Genomic DNA, 15,343 nt, shown 5'->3' with positions numbered 1-15,343 from the left:
GGTAGATAGGGCAGAGGTGGAAGTGCAGCAATGCATGGAGCTGACTGTTACTAATAGGTCGAGGGCATAACCAGACAAGGTGATAGGAGATAATAAGGATGATTCTTTGTATGTAGTTTTGAAGGTGCACATTTTATGTAAGGCCCAGTGGCTCAGTTGGTTAGAGCGCCGCCCTGTCACGGCGGAGGTCGAGAGTTCGAGTCTCTTCTGGGTCGTTTGTGGGATCTTAGCTCAGCTGGGAGAGCATCTGCCTTACAAGCAGAGGGTCATAGGTTCGAGCCCTATAGGTCCCACTTAATAAAAAAATGGATGGGTTCCCGAGTGGCCAAAGGGGGCAGACTGTAAATCTGTTGGCAACGCCTTCGAAGGTTCGAATCCTTCTCCATCCATTGCCGTAAGGCTAGTGCCGATGTGGCTCAATTGGCAGAGCAGCTGATTTGTAATCAGCAGGTTATCGGTTCGAGTCCGATCATCGGCTTTGTCTCGAAAGAGATAAATAAATTAAATAGCGCGGGGTGGAGCAGTCTGGAAGCTCGTCGGGCTCATAACCCGAAGGTCGCAGGTTCAAATCCTGCCCCCGCAATTCAAGACTTATTACAAGTCTAATGCCCAGATAGCTCAGTTGGTAGAGCAGAGGACTGAAAATCCTCGTGTCGCTGGTTCGATTCCGGCTTTGGGCATTTTTTTCGCTGAAGATTAGAAAATTGAATAGGGGCGTGTAGCTCAGGTGGTAGAGCACTTGACTTTTAATCAAGTTGTCCGGGGTTCGAATCCCCGCACGCTCATGGGTATATAAAAAAGGGAGAAATTCAAGATATGTTGAGTTTCTCCCTTTTTATATACCCTTTTATAAAATGAAGCTGTTTATGAATTAGTTGTCTGTCCGCCGTCAACATGAAGCACCTGGCCGGTTACAAAACGGGAATCGTCAGATGCCAGGTATACATATGTAGGTGCAAGTTCGAATGGCTGGCCAATACGCATCAGCATATTATCCTGAGGTATAGCTGTTACATCGGCAGAAAAGCTTGAAGGAATCAAAGGTGTCCATATCTCACCCGGTGCTACAGCATTGACTCGTATGCCCTGTTTGCCCAGGTTTCTGGCCAAAGCTCTTGTAAAACCAACGATAGCTCCTTTGGTAGAAGTATAATCAATAAGCTGATCTGATCCCATATAAGTTACAACGGAAGCTGTACCAATTACGGAACTACCCGGACACATATAGGGAAGTGCGGCTTTTGTAACATAAAAATGGGGATAAAAGTTTGTTTTAAATGTTTCGTCAAATTGTTCGTCACTGATATCTAAAAGACTCGGCTGCGGAAATTGTACACCTGCGTTATTACATAGGACATCTATCTGTCCAAAGGCTTCCATAGTATCATTTACTATGGCATTACAATGCTGCTTTTTTCTTAAATCTCCAGGCAGTAAAATACAGTTGCGCCCCAGTTCTTCTATACGGTTTTTGGTTCTCCTTGCATCGTTTTCTTCATCAAGGTAGGAGATTGCTATATCAGCACCCTCTTTTGCAAAGGCTATTGCTGTTGCTGCACCGATACCGCTGTCTCCTCCTGTAATCAAGGCTACTTTATCTAAAAGTTTATCAGAACCTTTGTAATTTGGATTTTCTACGATTGGGCGTGGTACCATTAGCTCTTCAAGTCCGGGCTGACGAAATTGATGTTGTTCAGGGACACTGATAGGAATATCTTCATATCGTGTGATGGTACCATAGTTTGGATACATTGGATAGGGATGGAGTATCAAATTGTTTTGGAATTCATCCAATAATTTATCCATAATTTGATCATTATTATCATTGCATGTTGAAGAAAAATCTTTTCTATTCATTTTAATTTCCTTATATAACCTTTCGCTATTTTTTAAATTTGGGGATAATTTAGATTGTATCTTGGATTGGTATAGAATGGAGGTCTCGGGCCGATAAGTGGCATTTTCCACACAAAGTTAAGGTATTGACCACACACGGTCTCGTTCGAATAGTTGCAGAGCAGTAGTTTTACGTGTAAGTTGAGCATTAACATAACATACCTCTTGAATTTACATTTTCAATCTATTATATTAATTACCATTTTACATTATTCTTAAATTATCGGTTCAGCTTGACCTTTCTATTTTTTCACACTATCATAGAATGGTGAGATTTGAGGGTATAGTTGACAGGAAAAGCAGGAGCTGAAATTATGAATTTATATGAAAAGTTAAGAAACTATAATAATACAGATTATTATGGGTTCCATATGCCTGGGCACAAACGAAATGAGAATCTGATGGGATGTGATTTTCCCTACAATATTGATATTACAGAAATTGATGGTTTTGACAATCTCCATCATCCGGAAGGTATTATTAAAGAAGCTCAGAACAGAGCAGCTTTACTTTATCATGCTCAGGAGACTTCATATCTGGTGAACGGGAGCACTGTAGGTATTTTAAGCGCCATTATGGGATCCACAGTGCAGGGTGATAAGATTTTGATTTCCAGAAACTGCCATAAGTCTGTGTATCATGCTATATTTATGAATAGTTTGGATCCCGTGTATGTTTATCCAAGGTTTTATGAGGAAGGGGACTTAAATGGACCCGTGGAGGCATCTGACATAGATAAACTCCTTAGTCAGAATCAGAATGTTCGTGCAGTCGTTATTACGTCTCCCACCTATGATGGAGTTTTATCCGATGTGAAAGCAATTACTGATGTAGTACACAGGAGAGATATACCGCTTATTGTGGACGAGGCCCACGGCGCACATTTGGGATTTCATCCATATTTTCCAGAAAACTCAAATGTATGTGGGGCAGATGTGGTAATTCATAGTCTTCATAAAACGCTTCCTTCATTGACACAGACAGCTTTGATACATATGAACGGAGAACTGGCAGATAGAAAGAAAATAAAAAGATATTTACATATGCTGCAGACAAGCAGTCCTTCTTATGTGCTTATGGCAAGTATGGATGCATGTATAGATCTGCTTTCTAAAAGGGGCAGAGAATTTTTTGACGAATATACGGTTATGCTTAATAAAATGCGTGACAGGCTAAGAGAAATGAAACATTTAAGTTTAATCGAAACGAAAATGTATGATAAATCTAAGCTAGTTATCTCTGTTAAAGGAACTGCTATGAATGGTCATGAGTTGTATGAAAAGTTATTGAACCAATATCATCTTCAGTTGGAGATGGCAGCGGGCTCCTATGTGGTTGCAATGACCTCTGTGGGGGATTCCAGCAAGGGAATGAACAGATTGACAAATGCACTGTTGGAAATAGATTCCCTGTTAGATAACAGACTAGGAACGGGGACTGCTACGCACACAGATAAAAAAATAATAAGCAGGTTAAATTTTTCTCTTCCTAAGCTAAGAAAAAAATATATAAGCGCGGAAGTGGATGAGTTATTAAACAAAAATTCGGGCAATGAAGTAGTAAGCCTGCAGTGGCAGAATGCAGAAGGATATATTTCTGCGGAATATGCTTATTTGTATCCGCCGGGAATACCATTGGTTGTACCGGGGGAAGAAATTTCACGGGAAGCTGTTGAACTTATAAGTAAATATGAAATTTTGGGATTTTCGATAGAAGGACCGGAAAAGAAAGGGAGAATCGGGGTTTTGACTGATGGGTAAGATTTGTTACATTATGGGAAAAAGTTCCTCCGGGAAAGATACTATATTTAAAAAACTTAGAGAAAGGATGCCTGACCTTAAGAAGATTACACCATACACTACGAGGCCGGCCCGGGAGGGTGAAATAAACGGAATTGAATATTATTTTGTGGATGAACAATGCCTGGAGGAAATGGAACATAAAGGGATTGTCATTGAAGTAAGAGCTTATAATACAAAATATGGCGTGTGGAAATACTTTACGGCAGACGATGGTCAAATAGATCTGAGCAGGCATAATTATATTGTAATAGGAACACTAAAATCCTATGCAGCAATGTGCCGCTATTTTGCACAGGACAGACTCATTCCTGTTTATATCGAAGTGGAGGATGGTCTCCGCCTTAAAAGAGCGCTGCAAAGAGAGCAAAGACAAAATGAACCTAAATATTCCGAAATGTGCAGACGGTTTCTTGCTGATCAGGCGGACTTCTCAGATAAAAATCTGGATGAAGCAGGAATTAAAAGACGATTTAAAAATTATATAATGGAGGAATGCCTGGAGGATGTGTGTATCTACTTAAAAGAGCAATTGACAGAAGCCTAAAAGTTTCCTTATAAATAACAGAAAGAAAAGCAGGTTACCCTGCCTCTCCTTCTGCGACTATATCCTCAAGTACATGTATCAAATCATAAATGTTCTTAAGCTGAACATTTTTCTCGAGAATACAGTTTTTTAAGTTGATTGGTAAAGATTCAAATTTTTCCCGAATTTCGGGAGCAACGTAGGATGCCATAAAATCACCTCGGTATAGGATGCCCATGTTTGGCTAAAATTATTTATAACTGTATCTTCATAAATATTTATGATATACTTAATGAGTAGTTTACAACTTGGTAAGCTACCTGTAGTACAATAATCAAGAAACTTTAATTACAGCAGGAATCAGAGAGGCAGCAGGTGATCTTATGAGCAGTTTTAAGGATGTAGTCGGACACAATGACATCATACAATATATTGAAAATGCAGTGACGTTGGATAAGGTCTCACATGCTTATATACTGAACGGAGAGAAAGGTTCAGGAAAGAAGCTGCTAGCCAATTTATTTGCTATGAGTCTGCAGTGCGAGAACCGAGAAGAAGACGGTGATGCCTGCGGTAAGTGTAAGTCCTGTAAACAGGCCATGAACTCTAATCAGCCTGATATTATCAAGGTAATTCATGAAAAACCAAATACAATTAGTATTGATGATATCAGGGAACAGGTAAATGGCGATATAGCTATTAAGCCATACAGCAGCAAATATAAGATATATATTATTGCCGATGCAGATATGATGACGGTGCAGGCACAGAATGCGATACTTAAGACTATAGAAGAGCCTCCGGAATATGCGGTGATTATGCTGCTAACAGAGAATGCGGAGACACTCCTTCCTACCATCAGGTCCAGATGTGTGATGCTGAAGCTGCGCAATATCAAAGATCAGCTTATAAAGAAATACTTGATGGAGCAGATGCAGATACCGGATTATAAAGCGGATGTCTGTGTGGCTTTTGCCCAGGGAAACATGGGAAAGGCAATCATGCTTGCGTCTTCCGAGCATTTTAATGAGATCAAGGAAGAGGCAGTTCATTTATTGCGGGAAATAAATGATATGGAATTAAGTAACCTTCTGGAGGCAGTAAAGAGGTGCTCCACTTATAAGCTGGAGATTTCAGATTATCTGGATGTACTGGCTATCTGGTTTCGGGATGTTTTGATTTATAAAGCTACAATGAATGTGGACAGAGTTGTTTTTTCTGATCAGTTAAAATATATCAAAGACAGGGCGAGCAAGAGCTCTTATGAGGGAATTGAAATTATCTTAGATGCTCTTGAGAAGGCAAAGTCCCGCCTCAAAGCTAATGTGAACTATGAACTGACAATGGAGTTACTTTTATTGACGATAAAGGAGAATTAATAGAATGACTATGGTTATAGGTGTGAGATTCCGTACGGCCGGAAAGATATATTTTTTTGCACCGGGGAAATTTGACATCGTACAGGGAAATAACGTAATTGTAGAGACAGCCAGGGGCGTCGAATTCGGACATGTTGTAAGCGGCCCAAGAGAAGTTCGGGAAGAAGAGGTTGTACAGCCCCTGAAGCCGGTGATAAGACTTGCGACAGAGCAGGATGTCCGGGTAGAAGAAAAGAACCGGAAGAAAGAAAAAGAAGCATTCAAGATATGTCTTGAGAAGATTCAAAAACATGGCTTGGAAATGAAGCTGATTGATGCGGAATATACATTTGACAACAATAAAGTATTATTTTATTTTACTGCAGACGGAAGAATAGATTTCAGAGAACTGGTAAAGGATCTGGCCGCTGTGTTTCGCACCAGAATTGAACTGCGTCAAATTGGTGTCCGTGATGAAACAAAAATACGCGGCGGAATCGGGATATGCGGGAGGCCTCTTTGCTGCAACACATATCTCTCTGAATTTTCTGCAGTGTCTATCAAGATGGCAAAGGAGCAGAATTTGTCTTTGAATCCAACTAAGATATCAGGAGTCTGCGGCCGTCTGATGTGCTGCCTGACCAATGAGGAAGAAACATACGAAGAACTGAACAGTCAGCTGCCGTCAGTGGGGGATACTGTAAAGACAACAGAAGGACTTACAGGGACAGTACAGTCCTTAAGTGTGTTGCGTAAGCTGGTAAAGGTAGTTGTAACTCTGGAGAACGATGAAAAGGAAATACGGGAATATAAAGCAGAGGATTTAAAGTTCCGTCCAAGGCGTAAAAAGACAAGGGTGTCTAAAGAAGAGATGAAAAAGCTTTCTGAACTGGAAAAAGGCGGAGGAACCTCAAAATTAGATGATAACTAAATTAAAACCCGGAGAGCGGTTGGATAACCTTCAATTGAAGGGCTATGAGATTATTCAGAATCCGGAAAGATTTTGTTTTGGCGTAGATGCAGTACTGCTTTCTGATTTTGTAAGGATAAAAAAGAAAGAAACTGTTCTGGATCTGGGAACTGGAACCGGGATTCTGCCTATTTTGCTTGCTGCAAAGACTTTTGGAAAACATTTTACTGGACTGGAAATTCAAAAAGAAAGTGCGGAGATGGCAGTCAGAAGCGTAGAACATAACAGACTTCAGGACAGAATTGATATAGTAACAGGAGATATCAAAGAGGCTGCAAGCATTTTTAAGCCTGCCTTTTTTGATGTAATTGTAACAAACCCTCCATATATGCTGGAACAGCATGGACTGCAAAATTTTCAGGATGCGAAAACCATTGCCCGGCATGAGGTAATGTGCACACTGGATGATATATTACGTGAGAGTGGTAAGCTTCTACAGGAAAGCAAGGGAAGGTTTTATATGATACATAAACCCTTCCGGCTTGCAGAAATCCTGATAAAAATGAACAGTTATAAGATAGAACCGAAGCGCCTGCAATTCATTCACCCGTATGTAGATAAAGAACCCTCTATGGTTTTAATAGAGGGAATAAAAGGTGGAAAATCGCGGGTGAAGATAGAACCACCAATTATCATGTATAATGATTAATAAGGAGGATTTATGCCGGGAACATTATTTTTATGTGCGACTCCCATAGGAAACCTGGAAGATATGACGTTTCGTGCTATCAAAACGTTAAAAGAAGTCAATTTAATTGCAGCGGAAGATACACGAAACAGTATAAAGCTTCTGAATCATTTTGATATACGGACACCCATGACCAGCTATCACGAGTATAATAAGTTTGAGAAGGGCAGGAAACTTGCAGACAAGCTTTTGGAGGGTCAGAATATAGCACTGATTACAGACGCAGGTACTCCGGGAATATCAGATCCAGGAGAAGAACTGGTAAAAATATGCTATGAAAACGGCATCCGGGTAACATCTTTACCAGGCCCGGCGGCATGTATTACGGCTCTTACGTTGTCTGGATTGTCTACCAGGCGATTCGCCTTTGAAGCATTCCTGCCGATAGATAAAAAACAGCGGGGGTGGGTTTTGGAAGAGTTGGAGAGAGAGTTTCGGACGATTGTTTTGTATGAAGCGCCTCACCGGCTTTTGAAGACTTTAAGGCTTCTTCTGGAACATCTGGGGAACAGACAGGTTACGGTTTGTCGGGAATTGACAAAGCGGTATGAAACTGTATTTGCGACAACCCTTGAATCGGCTGTTGATTATTATGAGAATAATGAACCAAAGGGGGAATGTGTTCTTGTAATTGAAGGCCGGAATCGTGCAGAGGTTGTGTTGGAAGAACAGAGGCAATGGGAAGAAACAAGTATTGAAGAGCATATGAAATTTTATGTCTCACAGGGGATGGATAAGAAAGAGGCAATGAGGAAGGTAGCCAGAGACCGTGGAGTCCAGAAACGAGAGATTTATAATTATCTTGAGAGAAAGTAAAGTAATTCGATCGCAAAAGAGGTGGTTACCTTTTCAGCAAATATATACAGAATATTCTGAAAAAGAACTGCAAAAGGGTCAGACCCTTTTGCAGTTCTTTCTGACTTCCGTTATCTCTCCGTCTTTCATAAAGATGACTTTGTGTCCCAGAGTTATGGCTTCATCATAGTCGTTTGTTACATATAACACAGTGATCCCTCTGTCTTTATTTATTTTGTTTATATCAGCAATCATTTCACTTCTTCTCTGTTCACTCTGTCTTGCAAATTCTTCATCTACAAGAAGTACCTTTGGGTCACATACAATTGCACGTCCAAGTGCAACTTTCTGCTTGTCCGCTTCTGAGATAGCTTTTATCTTCTTGTCAATTACACTGGCTATTCCTAAAAATTCAGCCGCTATCTTTACACGAGTGTCAATAACTCCCCGGGGAAGGTTGCGCAGCCGTAGTCCCAGGGACATATTATCATATACATTTAAATACTTGTACAGTATATAATTCTGAAAGGCCATTGCCAGTCTTCGATCCTTGGGAAGGGTATCATTGAGCAGTTCGGTTCCTAAATATATTTCACCGGAGGTGATATCTTCAAGTCCGCCGATCATGCGCAGAATTGTGGACTTTCCACAGCCGCTGGGACCGTAAAAGGTGACAAATTCGCCATCTTCTATGCTAAGAGAAACGTTTTTTACAGATACAAATCCATTTGGATAAGTTTTATTCAGATTTTTAAATGTCACACTTGCCATAGAAACACCTCCATCTATTTATGTAATGTAATCTTAGCATATCTCCCATGGCAAAACAATCATTTTAACATCATATCTGCCAAGATAACACTTGCTGTCAGCCCGGCAAAGGTGGCCAGAAGAGCACCTGGCAGGGTATATCTTGATTTTTTAATTTTTGCTGTCATAAAATAAACACTCATTGTATAAAAAATTGTTTCTGTACATGCCATAGAAATAGAAGAAATCAACCCAAGCCGGGAGTCTGTGCCATGCTCTTTAAAGATGTCCAGAAGAAGTCCTGTGGCAGCCGAGGAAGAAAACATTTTTACGATGGTAAGAGGGACAAGATCCCCAGGAAATCCAATATAGGCAGTAAAATGTCCGATGATAGATGATAGAAAATCAAGGAATCCGGAAGCTCTTAAAATTCCTACAGCCACCATCAGTCCTATCAATGTAGGCATGATTTTTATCACAGTAAAAAACCCACTTTTGGCCCCTTTAATAAAATTATCATAGACATTTGTCCCTTTAAGGACACCATATGTGACGATAGCCAGAATGATAAACGGGACAATAAAATCTGTAATGTATAAGAAAAACTGCATAAGCACCTCAGCTGCTTATAGTATTGTTTCATTTATATTAATATTGTCTGATTTATATGTTTGTTCTCGTAAAACAACGAATGGAAACGAGGTAAATGGTGGCACAGGTATATAAGGCATTATTATTTCATAAAATAAACTAAAGATTTCGGGGGAGTTTTTATGCCATTTCTATTTCCCAAAAATATAACCAAACGGCTTGTGTCCGTCTTTCTTACAATTTGTATAACCGCCTCTATCATTTTAACAGGATGTGGTTCCATTACAAGTTCCGGCCAAAATAAAGCGTTTCAATCATTTACAAAAGAATTATTCTGTCGGGAGGTATCTTCAAATACAATCAGCCTTCATTATTCATTAAAAAATCCTGAAAATTATGGAATAAAAGAAACACCTATATCCTTTGGTGATATTTCTTCCGATTCCGAAACTGTGTATGCCTCTCTGGAAAACCTACGGGCTGCTCTTGGAAAGTTCTCTTATGATATGCTGTCCGTGGAAAATCAACTGACTTATGATGTATTAGATTATTATTTACAGACAGCCGAAAAAAATACAGAATATTTATTATATCAGGAGCCCCTGGCTCTGGTCAGTGGGATTCAGACGCAGCTTCCTGTACTTCTTTCAGAATATCAGTTTTATAATACAGAAGATGTGGATACATACCTGAAACTAATGAAGTCAACGCCTCAATATTTTGATTCAATAATTGAGTTAGAAAAAAAGAAGTCCGATGCAGGCCTATTTATGGCAGACTTTGCAGCAGATACAGTTATTTCCCAGTGCACATCATTTATGGAAATGGGAGAAAATAATTACTTGATATCAACATTTGTGGACCGTATCAGTCAACTGGATCTTTCTCCTAAGGAACAGACCCAGTATATCAAAAGTAATGCCCAGATGCTGCAGGGTTATGTGCTGCCGGCGTATAATCAACTGATTTTGGCTGTTCAGAAACTGAAAGGCATGGGAAAAAATGAAGAGGGACTATGCCATCTGCCTGACGGAAAAGCATACTATGAACAGATAGTAGCTGAAGACACGGGATCAGACCGCTCTGTCCGGGATATGGAAGAACTGACCAGAAAACAGATTGTTTCTGACCTTGAAGCTATGGAGTCTGTACTCCAGAAAGCCGGAAGTGAGGCGAAAGAAACAGCAGCGATGAAGGAAGAAAATCCCATTACAATACTCAATGAACTGGAAAAAAAGACTGGAGAAGCATTTCCGGCTCCTCCGGAAACAGTCACTCAGATTAAGTATGTTCCCCAGGCGATGGAGAAGCACTTAAGTCCAGCATTTTACATGATACCGGCGATTGACAATACAGATGAAAATGTAATTTATGTCAATCAGGCCCAAATGAATAATAATCTTGTTCTTTATACAACGCTTGCACATGAAGGATACCCGGGGCATTTGTACCAGACAATATATTATGCAGGAAAAAACCCGGATCCCCTGCGAAGTATATTCAACTTTGGAGGATATGTGGAAGGCTGGGCTACATATGCAGAAATGTGCAGTTATTATCTTTCATCGCTGAGTAAGGAACAGGCCATTATGCTGCAGAAAAACAGCTCTATTATATTAGGTCTGTATGCGCTGGCAGATATGGGGATTCACTATGAGGGTTGGAATAGACTAGATACAATGGCTTTTTTTAAGAATTATGGTATTAAAGACGCAGAGACAGTCGACAAAATTTATGAACTGATTATTGGTTCCCCGGGAAATTACTTAAAATACTATATAGGTTATGTGGAGTTTCTGGAATTAAAGAAAGAATGGATAAAGAAGAAGGGAGAAAATTACAGTCAAAAAGAATTTCATGAGGCAGTTTTGTCGGTAGGACCGGCGCCCTTTGCACTAGTAGAGGAATATATGTGGAAGAACATGGATAAATGATAGTTTAATTCCCTTTTATTTAAGGCAAAAGGTATCCGTATTCTCATCACTTACAAAAAGTGAAGCCAAAATTTTATCGGTATATTGATTTTATCGGGCTCATAAAATCATATAAAGACTTTTGGAGAAAGTAAATGCTAAATTATCTATGGGCAGGGATGATTATTGTAGGGGTCATTTTCGGTGCCTTCAATGGAAAGATGCCGGATGTCACAAATGCCGCTCTGGATTCGTCCAAAGAGGCTGTCTCCCTTTGTATTACAATGATGGGAGTGATGTCATTTTGGGTTGGGATAATGGAGATAGCTACCAGAGCCGGCATTATTCAGATGGCATCAAAAAAGTTGAGACCGCTTATCCGTTTTTTGTTTCCTGAGATTCCGGAAGGACATAAAGCAAATGAATATATAACTACAAACTTTATCGCTAATTTTCTGGGATTGGGCTGGGCGGCAACCCCTGCAGGCCTGCAGGGTATGTCTGCACTGGCTGATTTGGAAAAGGAGCGGAGAAGGCAAGGAATTCACACCGTGAAACAGGGAACAGCGTCCAATGAAATGTGTACATTTTTGATTATGAATATTTCTTCCCTGCAATTGATTCCGGTAAATGTAATTGCCTACAGAAGCCAATATGGAAGTGTAAATCCGGCAGGAATTGTAGGGGCGGGGATTGTGGCTACGGCTATGAGTACTGTTGCGGCTGTGGTATACTGTAAGATAATGGATCAAAGGAGGAGATAATTTTGAATACCACGGAGAAAAGGAAAATGTACGAACTATTATTATTACAGCAGAAAGGGCTTTTGGAAGCAGAGAACCATGGAATTGCAACTTTGGCTAATTCTTCTGCCCTGTTAAATGAGACACTGCACAATACAGTATTTGCAGGGTATTATCTCTATGAAGGCGGCGAATTGATTTTGGGACCTTTCCAGGGGCATGTATCCTGCACACGAATTCAAATCGGGAAGGGGGTCTGTGGAGAGGCCGCCGAAAAGAGAAAAACTTTAATCGTAAATAATGTGAAGAAACACCAAAATTACATTTCCTGTGATTCAGCTGCTATGTCAGAAATTGTTGTACCAATGTGTAAAGAAGGAAAATTGCTTGGCGTGTTAGACATTGATAGTGACAGGACAGAGAATTATGATGCAGTGGATCGGGAATATCTAGAGAAATATTTGGAATTGATTGTAGATGTGTTTTCAAATTAGTAGGACTAACTGTCCCTTCTCCTGCATAAGATACAATACCGATATTTATACGGATATTGTACAAGCGCAGAAGGAGGGATATTTTTTGTTTGAAGAGAAGGCGATGCGGGAGATAGTGGATTTGCTTCATACAAATAAAGAAAGGGGTCTCAGAGAGGACGAGGCAGCAAAGAGATTGCAGGAAAATGGCCCAAATGTTCTGAAGGAAGGCAGGAAAAAGACAGCGGCAGAATCATTTCTGGAACAGTTGAATGACCCGCTTATTTGTGTGCTTCTTGTGGCAGCTCTGGTTTCTTTTCTACTAAAAGAAATCAGTGACGCTATTATTATTGCAGTTGTTGTAATTGTGAATGCTACTGTTGGAGTGATACAGGAGGGAAAGGCACAGAAAGCACTGGAGTCGCTTAAAAAGCTGACAAGCCCCAAGGCTGTTGTACGCAGGGATAGTGTTATCCGGGAGATTGATGCGTCACAGCTGGTAAGGGGAGATATAGTGGTTTTGGAAGCCGGGGCTTTAGTTGCAGCAGATTTACGGCTTATTAAGACCTGGAATCTGAAGGTAGAAGAGTCTGCTCTGACAGGGGAATCTCTTCCGGTTAATAAGGACGCTGCTTTTCAGGCATCAAAGACACTGCCGGTAGGGGACAGAAGAAATGAGGTATTTATGTCTACTCTTGTGACCAGCGGCAGAGGGGAGGGTGTGGTAATAGCAACCGGTATGGAGACAGAGATTGGAAAAATTGCCTCTATTATTGAAGATGTCCCCAAAGAATTTACACCCCTCCAAAAAAAGCTGGCAGATTTGGGAAAGGTACTCAGTATTGTATCAATACTTTTGTGTGCCGCCCTTTTTGGCATTGCTGTGTTCCAGAAACGAAATATTCTGGAGATGCTTATTACTGCAATATCACTGGCTGTGGCAGCAGTTCCGGAGGGTCTGCCTGCAATTGTTACAATAGTGCTGGCTTTGAGTGTATCCAGGATGGTAAAGGTCAATACGATTGTTAGAAAACTGCCGTCTGTGGAAACACTTGGAGCGGTGAATGTTGTCTGCTCTGATAAGACAGGCACATTGACCCAGAATAAAATGACTGTCATCAGATATTATATAAATCAGCATATTTACAAGGCTAGTGAAACAGCCTCCAATATGCCGGAAGAATTTCTGGAGGGCATGGCCCTCTGTAATGATGCGGTGATTACAAAACAACAGGAGCTGGGTGACCCTACAGAACTGGCACTGCTCAGGTTTTCCCGAGGGTATCCGGGGAAGGGAACAGAGCGGTTGGAGGAGAGACTTCCAAGGGTTGAGGAAAAAGCTTTTGAATCCCAGCGTAAGATGATGACAACGGTACACCACGGATCCCAGGGGTTTATAGCTTACACAAAAGGCGCTCCCGAAAGAGTTCTCGAAAAGTGCAGTAGTATTATGATAAACGGGAAAGTGCAATCAATGACAGATTCACATCGCAGACAAATATGTCAGGCCGTGGATGAGTTTTCCTCTCAGGCATTAAGAGTCCTTGCCGTCGCAATGAGGCAGGGGGAAAAGAAAGTGTGTGAAGAGGGCTTGACTTTTATTGGATTGGCAGGGATGATTGATCCCGTCAGACCGGAGGCAAAGGCTGCAGTTGAGCAATTTAAACACGCATCTGTCCGTACAGTTATGATAACAGGAGATCATATAGATACTGCGTTTGCAATTGCAAGGGAGCTGGGAATTGCAAAGAAAGTAGATGAGTGCATGACAGGGGAAGAGCTGGAAAAAATTTCAGATGTGAAGCTGAAAGAAAAACTCAGGAAAATCAATGTTTTTGCCAGAGTGTCACCGGAACATAAAGTACGCATTGTAAGAGCCTTGAAAGAGACCGGAAACATTGCGGCCATGACGGGGGACGGCGTGAATGATGCGCCTTCTCTGCGTATGGCAGATATTGGGATTGCCATGGGAGTCACTGGCACAGATGTGGCAAAGAATGCGGCGGATATGATATTGACAGATGATAATTTTGCCACAATTGAAAAGGCTATAGAGGAAGGCCGCAGTATCTACGAAAATATCAGGAAAACAGTTTTATTTCTGTTGTCCTCAAATTTTGGTGAAATAATTACTATGTTTTTTGCTGTCATTTTGGGGATGTCCTCGCCCCTGAAGGCAAGCCATATTTTATGGATTAATCTGATTACGGACTCTCTGCCGGCGCTGGCCCTGGGAGTAGACAAAAATGATAAAGAGGCCTTGATGAAACGGCCGCCGAGAAAGGCAAAAGAAGGATTATTTTCAAACGGAGGGACTGCCTGTACCATTTTTTACGGATGTCTTATAGCGGCAATCAGCCTGACCGCATTTTTAAAAATCCCATGGATGGTACTTGCAGAGCAGCAGAGGGCATTTACACTGGAAAACATTTCTGTGGTATTTCAGTCCGGAGAACTGCTAACACGCTCGCAGACCTATGCTTTTACTGTACTGGGAATGTCCCAGCTATTCCACGCCCAGGGAATGCAGGATATACACACATCCGTATTTTCTCGTAGGAGGGAGTTTAATCCTGTGATGGCTGCAGCTTTTGGCGTGGGACTTTTCCTGCAGGCAGCTGTGACAGAAATTCCGGTTCTGACCAACATGTTCGGTACAGCGGCACTTTCACTTGAAGAATGGGGGGGATTGATTATACTTGCAATATTCCCGGTTATCGCCCATGAAATATTTGTCCTTTTGGGGACTGACCCTTTTGCGGGCGGTTTTCAGAATATTCTCAAAATTCATAAAAAACCTGCGGATACAAAAAGAGTCTGAAGCTTGACAGTAAAGTATTT

General features: G+C 41.0%; 14 protein-coding genes and 7 tRNA genes. 17 read left to right on the top strand and 4 right to left on the bottom strand.

Annotated features, from left to right (window positions below):
- Positions 1-141: 141 nt before the first annotated feature.
- The 7 genes from BN3456_RS03225 (at position 142) to BN3456_RS03195 (ending at position 785) form a co-directional block, all read left to right on the top strand.
- Positions 142-215, top strand: a tRNA-Asp gene (locus BN3456_RS03225).
- Positions 216-220: 5 nt separating this feature from the next.
- A tRNA-Val gene (locus BN3456_RS03220) sits at positions 221-293 on the top strand.
- Between the two features lie 14 nt (positions 294-307).
- Positions 308-389 (top strand) — tRNA-Tyr (locus BN3456_RS03215).
- A 16-nt stretch (positions 390-405) separates the two neighbouring features.
- A tRNA-Thr gene (locus BN3456_RS03210) sits at positions 406-478 on the top strand.
- Between the two features lie 31 nt (positions 479-509).
- Positions 510-583, top strand: a tRNA-Met gene (locus tag BN3456_RS03205).
- A 24-nt stretch (positions 584-607) separates the two neighbouring features.
- A tRNA-Phe gene (locus BN3456_RS03200) sits at positions 608-680 on the top strand.
- A gap of 32 nt (positions 681-712) precedes the next feature.
- Positions 713-785, top strand: a tRNA-Lys gene (locus tag BN3456_RS03195).
- A gap of 79 nt (positions 786-864) precedes the next feature.
- Here the strand turns inward: BN3456_RS03195 and BN3456_RS03190 are convergent.
- Positions 865-1,752: an SDR family oxidoreductase gene (locus BN3456_RS03190; RefSeq protein ID WP_347457741.1), complete on the bottom strand. Its 888-nt coding sequence runs from the start codon at positions 1,750-1,752 to the stop codon at positions 865-867.
- A 458-nt stretch (positions 1,753-2,210) separates the two neighbouring features.
- Between BN3456_RS03190 and BN3456_RS03185 the strand changes: the two genes are divergently transcribed.
- Positions 2,211-3,656 (top strand): aminotransferase class I/II-fold pyridoxal phosphate-dependent enzyme, encoded by a 1,446-nt coding sequence (locus BN3456_RS03185; RefSeq protein ID WP_347457739.1) that lies wholly within the window; start codon positions 2,211-2,213, stop codon positions 3,654-3,656.
- A complete protein-coding gene (locus BN3456_RS03180) occupies positions 3,649-4,242 on the top strand; it encodes a guanylate kinase (protein ID WP_089982715.1) in 594 nt (197 codons plus the stop codon). Before BN3456_RS03185 ends, BN3456_RS03180 begins: the two co-directional genes overlap by 8 nt.
- 34 nt (positions 4,243-4,276) lie before the next feature.
- On the opposite strand, the gene BN3456_RS15810 is transcribed toward BN3456_RS03180, so the two are convergent.
- Positions 4,277-4,432 carry a hypothetical protein gene (locus BN3456_RS15810; RefSeq protein ID WP_176699084.1) on the bottom strand — a complete coding sequence of 52 codons (156 nt, stop codon included), beginning with the start codon at positions 4,430-4,432 and terminating at the stop codon, positions 4,277-4,279.
- 172 nt (positions 4,433-4,604) lie between these two features.
- On the opposite strand from BN3456_RS15810, the gene BN3456_RS03175 reads away from it, so the two are divergent.
- From BN3456_RS03175 to rsmI, 4 genes are read left to right on the top strand one after another with little or no spacing between them, the layout of a single operon-like run.
- The gene (locus BN3456_RS03175; RefSeq protein ID WP_089982714.1) at positions 4,605-5,600 is read left to right on the top strand and encodes a DNA polymerase III subunit; all 996 of its coding nucleotides are present in this window, start codon (positions 4,605-4,607) and stop codon (positions 5,598-5,600) included.
- 4 nt (positions 5,601-5,604) lie between these two features.
- Positions 5,605-6,510, top strand: coding sequence for a PSP1 domain-containing protein (locus tag BN3456_RS03170; RefSeq protein WP_089982713.1), 906 nt, complete (start codon positions 5,605-5,607; stop codon positions 6,508-6,510).
- A complete protein-coding gene (locus BN3456_RS03165; protein WP_089982712.1) occupies positions 6,500-7,198 on the top strand; it encodes a tRNA1(Val) (adenine(37)-N6)-methyltransferase in 699 nt (232 codons plus the stop codon). Before BN3456_RS03170 ends, BN3456_RS03165 begins: the two co-directional genes overlap by 11 nt.
- A gap of 12 nt (positions 7,199-7,210) precedes the next feature.
- The gene (rsmI, locus tag BN3456_RS03160) at positions 7,211-8,053 is read left to right on the top strand and encodes a 16S rRNA (cytidine(1402)-2'-O)-methyltransferase (protein ID WP_089982711.1); all 843 of its coding nucleotides are present in this window, start codon (positions 7,211-7,213) and stop codon (positions 8,051-8,053) included.
- A gap of 78 nt (positions 8,054-8,131) precedes the next feature.
- Here the strand turns inward: rsmI and BN3456_RS03155 are convergent, their stop codons facing one another.
- Positions 8,132-8,803, bottom strand: a complete 672-nt coding sequence (locus BN3456_RS03155) for an ABC transporter ATP-binding protein (protein WP_089982710.1) — start codon at positions 8,801-8,803, stop codon at positions 8,132-8,134.
- 59 nt (positions 8,804-8,862) lie between these two features.
- Entirely contained in the window at positions 8,863-9,393 is a 531-nt protein-coding gene (locus BN3456_RS03150) for a spore maturation protein (RefSeq protein WP_089982709.1), read from the bottom strand.
- Between the two features lie 162 nt (positions 9,394-9,555).
- Here BN3456_RS03150 and BN3456_RS03145 point away from each other — a divergent pair, with 162 nt between their 5' ends.
- The 4 genes from BN3456_RS03145 (at position 9,556) to BN3456_RS03130 (ending at position 15,323) form a co-directional block, all read left to right on the top strand.
- Entirely contained in the window at positions 9,556-11,307 is a 1,752-nt protein-coding gene (locus BN3456_RS03145; RefSeq protein ID WP_089982708.1) for a DUF885 domain-containing protein, read from the top strand.
- A 134-nt stretch (positions 11,308-11,441) separates the two neighbouring features.
- A complete protein-coding gene (locus tag BN3456_RS03140; protein WP_089982707.1) occupies positions 11,442-12,050 on the top strand; it encodes a nucleoside recognition domain-containing protein in 609 nt (202 codons plus the stop codon).
- 26 nt (positions 12,051-12,076) lie between these two features.
- Positions 12,077-12,523: a GAF domain-containing protein gene (locus tag BN3456_RS03135; RefSeq protein ID WP_089982720.1), complete on the top strand. Its 447-nt coding sequence runs from the start codon at positions 12,077-12,079 to the stop codon at positions 12,521-12,523.
- A 103-nt stretch (positions 12,524-12,626) separates the two neighbouring features.
- Positions 12,627-15,323 carry a cation-translocating P-type ATPase gene (locus BN3456_RS03130; protein ID WP_176699086.1) on the top strand — a complete coding sequence of 899 codons (2,697 nt, stop codon included), beginning with the start codon at positions 12,627-12,629 and terminating at the stop codon, positions 15,321-15,323.
- The last annotated feature ends 20 nt before the right edge of the window (positions 15,324-15,343 follow it).

This window comes from Clostridium sp. C105KSO13, assembly GCF_001517425.1.
Classification (GTDB): Bacteria; Bacillota; Clostridia; order Lachnospirales; family Lachnospiraceae; genus Muricomes.
The sequence above is the reverse complement of the archived record's forward strand: the minus strand, read 5'-3'. Positions and strand labels throughout refer to the sequence as shown.

Bases quoted from the DNA above. Each gene is read 5' to 3' on its own strand.
- BN3456_RS03130 (WP_176699086.1), top strand. From the start codon at position 12,627: ATGCGGGAGATAGTGGATTTGCTTCATACAAATAAAGAAAGGGGTCTC.
- BN3456_RS03145 (WP_089982708.1), top strand. From the start codon at position 9,556: ATGCCATTTCTATTTCCCAAAAATATAACCAAACGGCTTGTGTCCGTC.
- rsmI (WP_089982711.1), top strand. From the start codon at position 7,211: ATGCCGGGAACATTATTTTTATGTGCGACTCCCATAGGAAACCTGGAA.
- BN3456_RS03185 (WP_347457739.1), top strand. From the start codon at position 2,211: ATGAATTTATATGAAAAGTTAAGAAACTATAATAATACAGATTATTAT.
- BN3456_RS03180 (WP_089982715.1), top strand. From the start codon at position 3,649: ATGGGTAAGATTTGTTACATTATGGGAAAAAGTTCCTCCGGGAAAGAT.
- BN3456_RS03150 (WP_089982709.1), bottom strand. From the start codon at position 9,393: ATGCAGTTTTTCTTATACATTACAGATTTTATTGTCCCGTTTATCATT.
- BN3456_RS03170 (WP_089982713.1), top strand. From the start codon at position 5,605: ATGACTATGGTTATAGGTGTGAGATTCCGTACGGCCGGAAAGATATAT.
- BN3456_RS03140 (WP_089982707.1), top strand. From the start codon at position 11,442: ATGCTAAATTATCTATGGGCAGGGATGATTATTGTAGGGGTCATTTTC.
- BN3456_RS03155 (WP_089982710.1), bottom strand. From the start codon at position 8,803: ATGGCAAGTGTGACATTTAAAAATCTGAATAAAACTTATCCAAATGGA.
- BN3456_RS15810 (WP_176699084.1), bottom strand. From the start codon at position 4,432: ATGGCATCCTACGTTGCTCCCGAAATTCGGGAAAAATTTGAATCTTTA.
- BN3456_RS03165 (WP_089982712.1), top strand. From the start codon at position 6,500: ATGATAACTAAATTAAAACCCGGAGAGCGGTTGGATAACCTTCAATTG.
- BN3456_RS03190 (WP_347457741.1), bottom strand. From the start codon at position 1,752: ATGTATCCAAACTATGGTACCATCACACGATATGAAGATATTCCTATC.
- BN3456_RS03135 (WP_089982720.1), top strand. From the start codon at position 12,077: ATGTACGAACTATTATTATTACAGCAGAAAGGGCTTTTGGAAGCAGAG.
- BN3456_RS03175 (WP_089982714.1), top strand. From the start codon at position 4,605: ATGAGCAGTTTTAAGGATGTAGTCGGACACAATGACATCATACAATAT.